We start from the raw sequence: 14,210 nt of genomic DNA, 5'->3' as shown, positions 1-14,210 counted from the left end.
ACATCGGTGCCTGCAGCCTCCAACTTAGAGTTTGGCCTCCTTCCAAGAGAGGCTGAACTCGATGCCCGTTCAATTCCACTTTCGACCGAAACACCTGACACTGGCCATTACTCTGGCGATGGGATGTGCTGATCTGTCCATGGCTCAGGACACACCGCCCGACACTCAAGGCATCTCTCCCGCCCCCTCTGAAACGTTCAAATCAGCGATCAACGCTTTCGCCAATCATCCGGACACCGTCCAACTGAAGGTCAGCAAAGCGTATCCGGCGCAGGAAGGTGTAGCGCTGGCGCTCGATGGCCGCAACGATCTTGTCACCGTGCAATCTCGCGGCAGTTTCGCCGGTCTGGTCGACGGTGGCGGGGGCGACAATCTGCTGCAACTCGACGCGAACAAGAAAGGCGTGCTGGGTGAAACCCGTAACTTCAGCGGGCTGGAGGTCAGGCGCGGGAACTGGACCCGTAGCGGACCGGGTGATTTCAACATCGGCGTACTGGTCCATCCGAAGGCAATGCTGGTCAACGATGGGCAAATTCTGGGTACGGCAGTGACCGAGGGGATTCTGATCAACAAAGGAGCGATCAATGGCGGCGCCACTGTCGCGTCTGGGGGTGACCTGACCAACCAGGGCCTCATCGACGGCACGGTGGATGTTCATGAAAACGCCCATATAGCCGGGAATGGTGCGGTTAATCATTTGAACCTGCACGGACGCATGACCGTCGACGATGTCTATGGCGCCCCCAAGATCGCGGGAGATCTGCGCCTGGCCCGTTCTGCCGTACTGGCCTATGCCGTGGATGCCTCCGGCAACAGTCAGACGGTGGTCGTAAAAGGAACCGCTCATTTGGGTGACGCCACCCTGAAACTCGTCACCGCCGGCGACTATCTGCAAAGCAGTCAGCACACTGTTCTGCAAGCGGAAAAGATTGAGGGACAGTTTGGCACCGTTGAAAACGATCTGGCCTACATGACCCCGACGCTGCACTACGAAGCACAACGAGTGGGCTTGCTCTATACCCGTAACGATGTGCCGCTCGAAAAACTTGCGACCACGCAGAGTAGTCAGGCGCTCGCCCAGAGCATTGACGAGACACCTTCCCCATCTCAGCAACCTCAGCAACCTCAGCAACCTCAGCAACCTCAGCAACCTCAGCAACCTCAGCAACCTCAGCAACCTCAGCAACCTCAGCAACCTCAGCAACCTCAGCAACCTCAGCAACCTCAGCAACCTCAGCAACCTCAAGAGCCTGAGGCACTTCGCCAGACAAGCAAAGCCATCAGCGCGGCCACACCTCAAAATGCTGCCGTCACGGCCCTGCTCGGCTCCAGCAAGCCGACGGCCAGCCTGGCCCTCGAACAACTCGCCGCCGGCAGCAACGCCAACCTCGCCAAAGCCACACTGAGCAGCGTCAATCCGCTCGGCGCCAGCATGCTTTCGGCCATGCATCAACTGGACAGCGGCAATGGCGCGCCGAGCTCTGGGAATGCACCGCGTCTGACGGCTGGTGGCGAAGGCAACGGGCGGGTCTGGCTGCAAGCACTGGGGCATGGCGGCCAGGTTGATCGTGACGCCGCCAGTGTTCTGAAGCATTCCACCCAAGGTCTGGTCATGGGGGCCGACTGGCGAATCGACGAACAATGGCATGTCGGCCTGATGGGTGCAAAAGCGCAAACCCGCTTCGATGCCCAACAGTTCGACGGTGATCTCGACAGCTGGCACCTCGGCGCCTACGCGCTGCGTCAGGATGGCCCGTTCGCCTTGCGCTTGGGCGCCTCGTACGGCAGCCATGACGGCAGCGGCAAACGTCGAGTCGACTTCAATGGTTTCAGCGATCGGCTCAAGGGTCGCTATGACGCCAGCACCCAGCACGCGTTTGCCGAAGTCGGCTACAACCTCGGTCGTGGCAACGTCAGCATCGAGCCGTTCGCCAGCGTCGGTTATCAACGCTATCAACGTGACGGCTACACCGAGAACGGTGGCGATGCGGCGCTCAAGGTTCAGGGTCAGACCCAGGCGAATCCGAGCAGCACCCTCGGCCTGCGCCTGGCGAACACCAGCCAGCTGTCCAACGGTATGCAACTGACGCCGCGTTTGAGCGCGAGCGTGAAACACACCTACGGCGATCTGGATAACGTAACGCGCCAGCACCTGGTCAAGGGTGGCAAAAGCTTTGAAGTCACTGGCGCCGAGATGGATCGCAACAGCTTCACGCTGGATGCAGGTCTGGATCTGACCCTGTCCGCCCGTAACACTCTGGGCATTGGCCTCAGCGGCGAGGCCGGCAACGACAGCCGCAGTTACGGCGTGACAGGCCAGTGGCGCATGGCGTTCTGACACAACGCTACGTGTAGGAGCTGCCGCAGGCCCGAGCCTGCGGCAGCCCCTACAAAGAACAGCATATTGCAGGCGAAAAAAAAGGGGAGCACATGCCCCCCCGAGGTTTAAAGCGTTGGATCGCGGCGGTTATCTCAGCCTTCGATCTCGATCAGGATTTCGCCCGGGTTGACCCGGTCGCCCTTGGCCACATGAATGGCGGTGACCTTGCCGGCAATCGCTGCCTGGACTTCGGTTTCCATCTTCATCGCTTCGGTGATCAATACAGCCTGGCCAGCCTTGACGGTGTCGCCCTCCTTGACCAGCACATCGACGATGTTGCCTGGCATGGTGGTGCTGACATGGCCCGGTGCCGACGCCTGCTTGCGTTTGCTGCTGCCACCGCCGACAAATTCGTTGAGCGGTTCGAACACCACTTCTTCCGGCATGCCATCGATGGACAGGTAGAAGTGACGCTTGCCTTCGGCCTTCACGCCGACACCGGTGATGTCGACGCGGTAGGTTTCGCCGTGGACGTCGATGACAAACTCGGTCGGCACGCCTTCGCCGCCGGCCTTCGCCACACCACCGGCCTCAGGGATCGGCAACAGCACTTCCGGAACGAGGGTGCCGGCGGCACGCTCTTCGAGGAATTTGCGGCCGATGTCCGGGAACATGGCGAAAGTCAGCACGTCTTCTTCGGACTTGGCCAGTGCGCCGATGTCGGCACGCAGCTTGGTCATCTCCGGCTTGAGCAGATCGGCCGGACGTACATCGATCACCTCTTCACTGCCGATGGCCTGACGACGCAGTTTTTCATTCACCACGCCCGGCGCCTTGCCGTAACCGCCCTGCAGGTACAGCTTCACTTCGTTGGTGATGGTTTTGTAGCGCTCGCCGGCCAGCACGTTGAAGAACGCCTGGGTGCCTACGATCTGCGACGTCGGAGTCACCAGCGGCGGGAAGCCGAGGTCTTCACGTACCCGCGGAATTTCCGCCAGCACTTCGGCCATGCGGTTCAGCGCGCCCTGCTCTTTCAGCTGGTTGGCAAGGTTGGAGATCATCCCGCCCGGCACCTGATTGACTTGCACACGGGTATCGACTGCGGTGAATTCGCTTTCGAACTGGTGGTACTTCTTGCGTACGGCGTAGAAGTACAGACCGATTTCCTGCAGCAGCTCCAGGTTCAGACCGGTGTCGTACTCGGTGCCTTTGAGCGCAGCAACCATCGACTCGGTGCCCGGATGACTGGTGCCCGAGGCGAAGCTGGAGATCGCGGTGTCGATGTGATCGGCGCCGTTTTCAATGGCTTTCAATTGGCACATCGCCGCCAGACCAGCCGTGTCATGCGAGTGGATGAACACTGGCAGCGACTGCTCGGCCTTCAACGCTCGCACCAGTTCACCGGTGGCATATGGCGTGAGCAGACCGGCCATGTCCTTGATCGCCACCGAGTCGCAACCCATGGCTTCCATCTGCTTGGCCTGCGCCACGAACGCGTCGATGGTGTGCACCGGACTGGTGGTGTAGGCGATAGTGCCTTGCGCATGTTTGCCGGCAGCTTTCACCGCTTCGATGGCCACGCGCAGGTTACGCACATCGTTCATTGCGTCGAAGATGCGGAATACGTCGATGCCATTGACCGCAGCCTTGGCGACAAAGGCTTTGACCACATCATCGCTGTAATGGCGGTAGCCGAGCAGGTTCTGCCCGCGCAGAAGCATTTGCAGGCGGGTGTTGGGCAACGCGGCGCGCAGTTGGCGCAGGCGCTCCCACGGGTCTTCTTTCAGAAAGCGTACGCAGGCGTCGAACGTCGCACCGCCCCAGCATTCCAGCGACCAATAGCCGACTTTGTCGAGTTTGTCGCAGATCGGCAGCATGTCTTCGGTGCGCATACGGGTGGCGAGCAGCGATTGGTGAGCGTCGCGCAGGATGGTGTCGGTGACAAAGATCTTCTTGCTCATTCTTATAATCCTCACAGGCCTGCGTGGGCGGCGATGGCGGCGGCGATGGCCAGAGCCAGCTCTTCGGGTTTGCGCTTGATCGAGTAGTTGGTCAGTTCAGGGTGGCTTTCAACGAAGCTGGTATTGAACTGGCCGCTACGGAATTCCGGATTGCGCAGGATTTCCTGGTAGTACGCGGCGGTGGTCTTCACGCCTTGCAGGCGCATGTCGTCCAGCGCGCGCAGGCAACGGTCCATCGCCTCTTCCCAGGTCAGCGCCCAGACCACCAGTTTCAGGCACATCGAGTCGTAGAACGGCGGAATGGTGTAACCGGTATAGATCGCCGTGTCGGTGCGCACGCCCGGGCCGCCGGGGGCGTAGTAGCGGGTGATCTTGCCGAAGCTCGGCAGGAAGTTGTTTTTCGGGTCTTCGGCGTTGATGCGAAACTGCAACGCAAAACCACGGTGCTGGATGTCTTCCTGTTTCACCGACAGCGGCAGGCCGGAGGCGATGCGGATCTGTTCGCGGACGATGTCGATCCCGGTGATTTCTTCGGTGATGGTGTGCTCCACCTGCACCCGGGTGTTCATCTCCATGAAGTACACCTCGCCCTCGGCGAGCAGAAACTCCACGGTGCCGGCGTTCTCGTAACCCACAGCCTTGGCCGCACGCACTGACAGGTCGCCGATGTAGGCGCGCTGTTCCGGGGTCAGTTGCGGGCTCGGGGCAATCTCGATCAGCTTCTGGTTGCGGCGCTGGATCGAGCAGTCACGCTCGAACAAGTGCACGACATTGCCGAAGCTGTCGCCGAGGATCTGCGCTTCAATGTGTTTCGGGTTGACGATGCATTTTTCCAGGAACACTTCCGCCGAACCGAAAGCCTTGGTCGCTTCGGAAATCACCCGAGGGAAATTCTGTTCGAGTTCTTCGCGGCTGTTGCAGCGACGGATGCCGCGCCCGCCACCACCAGAGGTAGCCTTGAGCATCACCGGATAACCGATGCGGTCGCCTTCGGCCAAGGCTTCTTCGATACCGGAGACGTTGCCTTCGGTGCCTGGGGTGACGGGGACGCCGGCCTTGATCATGCTGCGCCGGGCTTCGGTCTTGTCGCCCATGCGGCGAATGACTTCCGCCGACGGGCCAATGAACTTGATTCCGCGTTCGGCGCAAATGTCTGCCAGCTCAGCATTTTCCGAAAGGAAGCCGTAACCGGGATGCAATGCATCGCAACCGGTTTCCACCGCCAGATTCACCAGCTTGCGCGGGTTCAGATAACCGGCCAGAGGCTCGGCACCAATGCTGTGGGCTTCGTCCGCGCGCTTCACATGCAGGGCATGGCGGTCGGCGTCGGAAAAAATCGCAACCGAGCGAATGCCCATTTCGGCGCAGGCTCGCACGATTCGTACGGCAATCTCACCACGGTTGGCGATCAGGATCTTTGTTATCACTTGGAGGTTCCCTTGAGCCGGTGGCACCACGACCTGCTAGACCCAGGTCGACGCGTGACTAAATGTTTCAATTTAGTCGCAGCCCCACACTAGCGCTCGCAAGGGATTAACAAAAATGAATAAAAATTGGGTCAGGCATAAGCAAAGACTTATAGTTAAGCCATCAGCCTGTAGCCAGAGCCTATAAGAAATGCGTAAGTCCTTGATGCGTATGACATTACGCCAATTGCAGATCTTCAACGAAGTGTGTGATTTACGTTCCTACAGCCGCGCTGCCGATGAAATGTCTCTCACACAACCGGCCGTCAGCCTACAGATTCGTCAGTTGGAAGAGCTGATCGGGCAGCCGTTATTCGATTATGTCGGCAAAAAACTCTACATGACCGAGGCCGCCGAAGCCCTGCAGCGCGCCAGCCGGGATATTTTCGGCCGCCTGGAAAACCTCGACATGCAGCTGTCGGACATGCAGGGCTCGCTGCAAGGCCAGTTGAAGCTGGCAGTGGAATCCAGTGCCAAATACTTCGTGCCGCACCTGTTCGCCGCGTTCAAGCGCCAGCACCCGGAAGTGAACCTGCAGCTGACTGTGGTCAACCGCGGCCAGGTGATTCGCCGCCTCTCGGACAACCGCGATGATCTGGTGATCATGTCGATGGTGCCGCAGGACATGGGGCTGGAGTTTCTGCCGTTTCTGAACAACCCGATTGTCGCCGTGGCGCGCCCGGACCATCCGCTGGCGCACATGGGGCCGCTGCGCCTGCAGGATCTTGAGCCTTACACGCTGCTGATCCGCGAACCGGGTTCAGGTACGCGATTGGCCTGTGAAGAGTATTTCAAAGAGAAACGCGTGCACTTCACCCAGACTCAGGAAGTGGCCTCGGCCGAAGCTCAACGTGAATGCGTCGTGGCGGGCCTGGGCCTGGCGCTGTTGACGCGCCACGCCCTGAACCTGGAACTGGCGACCGGCGGTTTGGTGGAGCTGCCGGTCGAAGAGTTGCCGCTGTTTCGCAGCTGGTGTCTGGTGCAAGCCAAGGCCAAACGGCTGTCACCGGTGGCGCATGCCTTCCTGGCGTTTATCCGCAGCGAGCGGGTGCAGATCAGCGCGCTGGTTGAGCGTTTCGACGGGAAACTGCCGGTGCGGCCTGCCAGTAGTTGAGTTCGATGTCCTCGGGAAAATCGCTGATTTCGCTCTGAAGCTGACGGAGTTCGAAGCGATCTTCGATGGCGCGACGGAATTCCATGCGGCGCTGGTCTTCCTGCTGACGACGGGTTTTCGCGGCGCTGTTGCGTTCTTCGTAGGGCTGAGCCATTTCGAGTCTCCCAAGGCGAGTACGGGAGTTTCACGATAGGCGTGGGGGATGACGGTTTGGCTGCGCGGGGATGACAGTGCGATGAAACTTTGCAAATTGCGTTTCATTGTGGCGAGGGAGCTTGCTCCCGCTGGACTGCGAAGCAGGCCCGGCCTTTCAGGGCCGCTGCACGCCCCATCGGGAGCAAGCTCCCTCGCCACAAAAGCAGGCTTCAGTCGTCCAGAGCTTTCACGGCCTTGGGGGACAGCCGCAAGCTGCGCAGGCTGCGCTTAACGCTCTTCAGGTGGTTAACCAGACTCGGCCCACGCGCCATCGCCACGCCCATCGCCAGCACGTCGATCACCACCAGATGCGCAATGCGCGAGGTCAGCGGTGTGTAGATCTCGGTGTCTTCGTGTACATCGATGGCCAGGTTGACCGTCGACAGCTCGGCCAACGGTGTCTGGCTCGGGCACAAAGTGATCAGCGAGGCGCCGCTCTCGCGCACCAGGTTGGCAGTGATCAGCAGATCCTTGGAACGCCCGGACTGGGAAATACAGATCGCCACGTCGGTCGGCTTCAAGGTCACCGCCGACATCGCCTGCATGTGCGGGTCGGAATACGCCGCAGCGGTCAGCAGCAGACGGAAGAACTTGTGCTGCGCATCCGCCGCCACCGCGCCCGACGCACCAAAGCCGTAGAACTCGACGCGCTGCGCCTGGGACATCAGCGTCACGGCACGCTGCAATTCCACCGGATCGAGCTTCTCGCGAACCTCCATCAGCGTATGCAATGTGGTGTCGAAAATTTTCAGGCTGTAGTCGGCGACCGAGTCGTCTTCATGGATCGCGAACTGGCCGAAGCTGGCACCGGCGGCCAGGCTCTGCGCCAGTTTGAGCTTGAGATCCTGAAACCCGGAGCAGCCAATGGCACGGCAGAAGCGCACGATGGTCGGCTCGCTGATGCCGACGCTGTGGGCCAGGTCGGCCATGGAACTGTGCATCACCGCCGCAGGGTCAAGCAGCACGTGGTCGGCGACCTTGAGCTCCGACTTGCGTAACAGGTGACGTGACTGGGCGATGTGTTGCAGCAGATTCAAGGGGCTGGACTCTTCTTATGGGCAAGGATGTAGCACGCTTGTAGTTATACTACATGAATTGGCTTTTTGCCTGCTCAATGCGTAACTCCATGTCCCCATATCAGGCGCGATGGAGTGCATGTAGCCCTTAAAGCGGTTTTTCCTGTTCGCGCAACAGCCCGGCCAGACGGTCGGCCTCCACCGGACGACTGATCAGATAACCCTGCACTTCGTCGCAGCGCTCGACGCGTAGAAACTCCAGCTGCTCTTGCCGCTCGACACCTTCGGCCACCACCTTCAACGACAGCCCGTGAGCCATGGCGATGATCGCCCGGGTGATCGCCGCATCCTCACTGCCCTGCCCCAGCCCACGAATGAACGCCTGATCGATCTTCACGTAATCCACCGGAATCCGTTTGAGGTAACTCAGCGACGAGTAGCCGGTGCCGAAATCGTCGATTGCCAGCTTCACCCCCAGATCGCGCAGTTGCTGGAAGGTCGCGATGATGTGTTCGACGCTGTCGAGCAACTGGCTTTCGGTGAGTTCCAGTTCGAGGTAGTGCGGCGCCAGCCCGGTTTCCTCCAGCACCTGGCGCACCAGACTGACCAGTTTGCCCTGCCGCAGTTGATGCACCGACAGGTTCACCGATACCCGAATCGGCGCCAGCCCCTGACGCTGCCATTCGCACGCCTGCCAGCAGGCCTGGCGCAGCACGAATTCGCCGATCGGGCCGATCAGTCCGGTTTCCTCGGCCAGACCGATGAAGTCCCCCGGCGGCACCCGGCCCATGGTCGGATGATCCCAGCGCACCAGCGCTTCCGCCGCATTCAGGCGCCCGGTTTGCAGGCACAGCTTCGGCTGGTAGAACACCTTGAGTTGCTTGTCTTCGATGGCTTTGCGCAACTGGTTCTCCAGTTGCAGACGTTCAAGGGTGCTGGCCTGCAAGCTGTCGGTATAGAACTGAAAATTGTTGCCGCCCAGGTGCTTGGCGTGTTGCATGGCCATGTTCGACTGACTGACCAGCGCGGAAATCTCTCGGGCGTTGTCCGGCAGCATGCTGATGCCCATCGAGGCACTGACCACCAGTTCATGCCCTTCGACCGTCAACGGCAGGCGCAGCTTGCTCGACAGCCGCGTGGCGACCCGTGCCAGGCTCGACAGGTTGCCGTAAGCATCGAACAGCACGGCAAACTCGTCACCGGACAGTCGCGCGATGGTGTCAGCCTCCGGCAATGCATTGACCAGGCGTCGGGCCATTTTCTGCAGCAGTTGGTCCGCGACCTCGTGACCGAGGCTGTCGTTGAGCAGCTTGAAGCGATCGAGATTGATGTGCAGCAGCGCCAGGCTGCGCCGGCCGCCCTGACGCACGCGCTGATGGGCTTCGTGCAGGCGCTCGCGGAACAGTGAGCGGTTGGCCAGCCCGGTGAGCTCATCGTAGTGCGTCAGGTAGCGCATGCGTTCTTCGGATTCGCGCCGCGCGGAAAGATCGGCGAAGAAGCCAACGATATGACTGACGTTTCCCCGACTGTCGCGCACCGCGTTGAGTTGCAGCCACTGCGGATACAGCTCGCCGTTCTTGCGGGTTTCCACCAGTTCGCCCTGCCAGCTGCCGTGCTGCTCCAGTGCGTGGCGGATCGAAACGTAATGTCGCCGCGCATCACGACTGCACGGCAGCTCGACGACATTGCGCCCGAGCATGTCTTCGATGTCATAACCGGTGACCCGGCTGAACGCCTGATTGATCGCGATCAGCGCGTAGTTCGGGTCGAGAATGACGATGCCTTCGCTGGCCGCTTCGAACACCGTGGCCGCCAGTCGCTGCTGTTCTTCGAGGCTTTTGCTCGCGCTGATGTCGCGCCGGGTGCCGACCATGCGGATCACCCGGCCACTGTCACTGCGCTCCACGGCGCGACCGCGGTCTTCGATCCATACCCAATGGCCGTCACCGTGCCGTACGCGGTATTCGATCTGATAGTCCTCGGAGCGCCCCTTCAGGTGCTCGATCAGCGCCTGCTTGAGTCCGGGCACATCCTCGGGGTGCAGGCGTGGCTTGAGGTCGCGCAGGATCGCCGTGACATATTCAGGCGCGAGGCCGAACAGCTCCTGAATCTGCGTGTGATGGACTTCGTCGGTCTGCAGGTTCCAGTCCCACAGCCCCAGCTCACTGGCCTTCAACGCCAGGGCCAGGCGGGCTTCGCTTTTGCTCAGCGCCTGGTTGGCCACGTCCAGTTGGCGGCTGCGCTGTGCCACCCGGTCTTCCAGCTCGATCTGCGCTTCACGCAATTGGCCCTCGGCACAGCGCCGCTGTTCGATCTCCTTGGCCAGCGCCTGATTGAGCTGCTCGCTGCGGTTCTGCGCTTGCTGCAGGTGTTCGATCAGGTGCTGATTCTGAAACCGTCGCAGCAAGCCACGATCAATCAGCCGATTGACCTGCCAGGCGACCACGCTCAGCGAACCGAGCAGAATCAGCCCGAGCCAGCCCCAACCGCGCGCCTGCTCATCACCGCCCCAGAACAGGTAGCCTATCGCCGGCAGCAGGCACGGCAAGGTAAAGGACAGAAACGCCGGCAGGCTGACGGCGTAGGCAACGCTGGCCGATAACGTCGCGGCACCGATCAGGCCGAACACCCAGGCTTGCTGCATGAAGTTGTCGGCAGGCACCAGGGCGATGCCGGCACCGGCCAGGGTCAGACCGGTCATGGTCGAGCCGAGCAGGAACATGCGAAACCAGATCGGCTGGGCCTGGCGATCCGGGATCGCCGAATCGAACGCCGCGACCTGAATCACCCGCAGTGCCACCAGCGACAACAACCAGACCAGCCAGATGCTGACCACGAAATAGCGCTGCGGGCTCCAGAGCAAAGCGGCGCAGACCAGACCATTGAGCAACATGAACATCGTCGGCAGCAGCGAGCCCTGATACAGCAGGCGCGTGCGTTCGACCGCCATTTCGACGGCGTAATGCTTGCGGATGACCCGGGGTTCCACAGAGGGGCCCGACAGGTCTGAGCTGAGGGTCTTGTGCAATGTTGTTGTTCTTATAAGAGTGAGCATTGGGCCCGAAACGTGGACGGAGCATACACAAGCAGACCCCGTTGCCAAACTGCTCCAGATCATAATTTGCCGGAAACTTTTCCCGTCCGATCACCGGCAAAACCCGCAAAGCGAGGCGGGCCGAAGCCTGTAGCCAGTGACCGACCGGTCGTCATCGACGGCGCTTTCATCGGCTAATGCAAAGCTCGGTTTGCCCGGGCCTGCGGCGCACCCTAGAATGCCCCGATGCGCGATGATCTCTCCCTTCTGCTGAACTCCCTCAACGATGCCCAACGCCAGGCCGTAGCAGCCCCCGTTGGCCGTCAGTTGGTCCTGGCCGGTGCCGGTTCCGGTAAAACCCGAGTGCTGGTGCACCGTATCGCCTGGTTGATCCAGGTCGAAAACGCCTCGCCCCACTCCATTCTGTCGGTGACCTTCACCAACAAGGCCGCTGCCGAGATGCGTCACCGCATCGAGCAGTTGCTGGGTATCAACCCGGCCGGCATGTGGGTCGGCACCTTCCACGGCCTGGCGCACCGCCTGTTGCGGGCGCACTGGCAGGAAGCCGGGTTGAGCCAGACTTTCCAGATTCTTGACAGCGACGACCAGCAGCGACTGGTCAAGCGGGTGATCCGCGAGCTGGGGCTGGACGAGCAACGCTGGCCGGCGCGTCAGGCCCAGTGGTTCATCAACGGGCAGAAAGACGAAGGTCTGCGCCCACAGCACATTCAGGCCAGCGGCGACTTGTACCTGGCGACCATGCGCGGCATCTATGAAGCCTACGAGGCGGCCTGCCAGCGCGCCGGGGTCATCGATTTTTCCGAACTGCTGCTGCGCGCCCTCGACCTGTGGCGCGATCACCCGGGTCTGCTGGCGCACTATCAAAAGCGCTTTCGCCACATCCTCGTCGACGAGTTCCAGGACACCAACGCCGTGCAGTACGCCTGGTTGCGCCTGCTCGGCAAGGGCGGTGACAGCCTGATGGTGGTCGGCGACGACGATCAGTCGATCTACGGCTGGCGCGGGGCGAAAATCGAGAACATTCATCAGTACTCGTCCGACTTCCCGGATTCGGTAACCATTCGCCTGGAGCAGAACTACCGCTCCACCGCTGGCATCCTCAAGGCGGCCAACGCCTTGATCGCCAACAACACCGGACGCCTCGGCAAAGAGCTGTGGACCGACGGTGGCGATGGCGAAGCCATCAACCTGTATGCCGCGTTCAACGAACACGACGAAGCACGCTACGTTGTCGAAACCATCGAAAGCGCGCTGAAAACCGGCCTGGCTCGCAGCGATATCGCGATTCTCTACCGCTCCAACGCCCAATCGCGCGTTTTGGAAGAAGCCTTGCTGCGCGAGCGCATTCCGTACCGCATCTATGGCGGCCAGCGCTTCTTCGAGCGCGCGGAAATCAAGAACGCCATGGCCTACCTGCGTTTGCTGGAAGGTCGCGGCAACGATGCGGCACTGGAGCGGGTCATCAACGTCCCGGCCCGCGGCATTGGCGAAAAAACCGTCGAGGCGATCCGCGACCATGCCCGTCACAGCGATGTGTCGATGTGGGAAGCGATGCGGCAACTGGTCGCCAATAAAGGCCTGACCGGTCGTGCTGCCGGCGCCTTGGGGGCGTTTATCGAGCTGATCGAGAACCTTGCCGCCAAGTGCATGGAGATGCCGTTGCATTTGATGACCCAGACCGTCATCGAGCAATCGGGGCTGATCGCCTATCACGAAGCGGAAAAAGGCGAGAAAGGCCAGGCCCGGGTGGAAAACCTTGAGGAACTGGTCAGCGCCGCGCGCAACTTCGAAAACACCGAAGAAGACGAAGAGCTGACGCCACTGGCGGCATTCCTCGGCCACGCGTCGCTGGAAGCCGGCGACACTCAGGCCGACGAGCATGAAGACAGCATTCAACTGATGACCCTGCACAGCGCCAAAGGCCTGGAATTCCCTTACGTGTTCCTGGTGGGCATGGAAGAAGGCCTGTTCCCGCACAAGATGAGCCTGGAAGAACCGGGGCGCCTTGAAGAGGAACGCCGTCTGGCCTACGTCGGCATCACCCGCGCCATGCAGAATCTGGTGATGACCTATGCTGAAACACGACGCCTGTACGGCAGCGAGACCTACAACAAGGTTTCGCGTTTCGTCCGCGAGGTGCCGAAGGGTCTGATCCAGGAAGTGCGTCTGTCGAACAGCGTCAGCCGACCGTTTGGCGGCAACCAGTCGATGAGCGGCAGCAACCTGTTCAGCGGCAGCGAGATTCCGGAAACCGGCTTCAGCCTGGGTCAGGCAGTACGCCATTCAATCTTCGGCGACGGCGTGATCCTCAACTTCGAAGGTTCCGGCGCGCAGGCACGGGTGCAGGTGAATTTCAGCGAAGGCAGCAAGTGGCTGATGCTGGGGTACGCCAAGCTGGAAGCGATCTGACGCCGGTTTCGCTTTTCTGTGGGAGCGAGTCTGCTCGCGAATGACATCACCGTGGTTGATCTGATAAACCGCAGTGTGGCTTTCGCGAGCAGGCTCGCTCCCACAGGGGTCGGCGTTGGATGATCTAACAAGGACATATCCATGGGCTCAGGCTTCTTCTCTTCCTGGACATTCTGGGCCTTGCTCTCGGCGACGTTCGCCGCGCTGACGGCGATTTTTGCCAAGATCGGCATCGAAAACGTCAATTCCGACTTCGCCACTCTGCTGCGTACTATCGTGGTACTGGTCAGTCTGGCCTTGATTTTGTACGCGACGGGCCAATATCAGTCATTGGGATCAATTTCCGCCAAGAGCTACCTGTTCCTGCTGTTGTCCGGCCTGGGTACCGGCGCGTCGTGGCTGTGCTACTTCCGCGCGCTGAAAGTCGGCCCGGCTTCGCTGGTCGCGCCAGTGGACAAGCTCAGCGTGGTACTGGTGGCGGTGCTCGGCGTGATCCTGCTGGGCGAGAAACTCGACCTGCGCCAATGGGGCGGTATCGGCTTGATCACCGCGGGTGTGGTGATGTTGGCGTTGCGTCGATAAGCAAGTTTCCCGCTGAACCTATCCCATTTTCCTACAGACAAAAGTACATGGCCTGATTGCCTCGACCGAGCTGAACGTAACCTGTCAGGCAA

At 60.8% G+C, this 14,210-nt stretch carries 9 protein-coding genes; 4 read left to right on the top strand and 5 right to left on the bottom strand.

Annotated elements, in window-relative coordinates:
* Positions 1-61: 61 nt before the first annotated feature.
* Positions 62-2,338, top strand: coding sequence for an autotransporter outer membrane beta-barrel domain-containing protein (locus tag KVQ82_RS00680; protein WP_222017545.1), 2,277 nt, complete (start codon positions 62-64; stop codon positions 2,336-2,338).
* A 134-nt stretch (positions 2,339-2,472) separates the two neighbouring features.
* On the opposite strand, the gene oadA is transcribed toward KVQ82_RS00680, so the two are convergent.
* Entirely contained in the window at positions 2,473-4,281 is a 1,809-nt protein-coding gene (gene oadA, locus KVQ82_RS00675) for a sodium-extruding oxaloacetate decarboxylase subunit alpha (protein ID WP_007962245.1), read from the bottom strand.
* A gap of 11 nt (positions 4,282-4,292) precedes the next feature.
* Positions 4,293-5,708, bottom strand: coding sequence for an acetyl-CoA carboxylase biotin carboxylase subunit (locus KVQ82_RS00670; RefSeq protein WP_222017543.1), 1,416 nt, complete (start codon positions 5,706-5,708; stop codon positions 4,293-4,295).
* Positions 5,709-5,898: 190 nt separating this feature from the next.
* Between KVQ82_RS00670 and KVQ82_RS00665 the strand changes: the two genes are divergently transcribed.
* Complete coding sequence (locus KVQ82_RS00665; RefSeq protein WP_041073865.1) at positions 5,899-6,861, top strand: LysR family transcriptional regulator; 963 nt, start codon at positions 5,899-5,901, stop codon at positions 6,859-6,861.
* Here the strand turns inward: KVQ82_RS00665 and KVQ82_RS00660 are convergent.
* The 3 genes from KVQ82_RS00660 to KVQ82_RS00650 form a co-directional block, all read right to left on the bottom strand.
* Entirely contained in the window at positions 6,803-7,015 is a 213-nt protein-coding gene (locus tag KVQ82_RS00660) for a PA3496 family putative envelope integrity protein (RefSeq protein ID WP_121182817.1), read from the bottom strand. The two genes, KVQ82_RS00665 and KVQ82_RS00660, sit on opposite strands and share 59 nt — an antisense overlap.
* A gap of 211 nt (positions 7,016-7,226) precedes the next feature.
* Positions 7,227-8,093, bottom strand: coding sequence for a transcriptional regulator HexR (gene hexR / locus KVQ82_RS00655; protein ID WP_007962240.1), 867 nt, complete (start codon positions 8,091-8,093; stop codon positions 7,227-7,229).
* A 127-nt stretch (positions 8,094-8,220) separates the two neighbouring features.
* Positions 8,221-11,127, bottom strand: coding sequence for a GGDEF domain-containing phosphodiesterase (locus KVQ82_RS00650; RefSeq protein WP_222017541.1), 2,907 nt, complete (start codon positions 11,125-11,127; stop codon positions 8,221-8,223).
* Positions 11,128-11,352: 225 nt separating this feature from the next.
* Here KVQ82_RS00650 and uvrD point away from each other — a divergent pair, with 225 nt between their 5' ends.
* Both uvrD and KVQ82_RS00640 read left to right on the top strand, forming a co-directional pair.
* Positions 11,353-13,536: a DNA helicase II gene (gene uvrD / locus KVQ82_RS00645; RefSeq protein WP_041073860.1), complete on the top strand. Its 2,184-nt coding sequence runs from the start codon at positions 11,353-11,355 to the stop codon at positions 13,534-13,536.
* A gap of 141 nt (positions 13,537-13,677) precedes the next feature.
* Positions 13,678-14,118, top strand: coding sequence for an EamA family transporter (locus KVQ82_RS00640; RefSeq protein WP_027610340.1), 441 nt, complete (start codon positions 13,678-13,680; stop codon positions 14,116-14,118).
* Positions 14,119-14,210 lie beyond the last annotated feature (92 nt).

The sequence above is a fragment of the Pseudomonas sp. AO-1 genome (assembly GCF_019775695.1).
In the GTDB taxonomy this organism is placed as follows: domain Bacteria; phylum Pseudomonadota; class Gammaproteobacteria; order Pseudomonadales; family Pseudomonadaceae; genus Aquipseudomonas; species Aquipseudomonas parakoreensis.
Note: the sequence above shows the minus strand (reverse complement) of the source record. Positions and strands in the feature narration are given on the sequence as shown.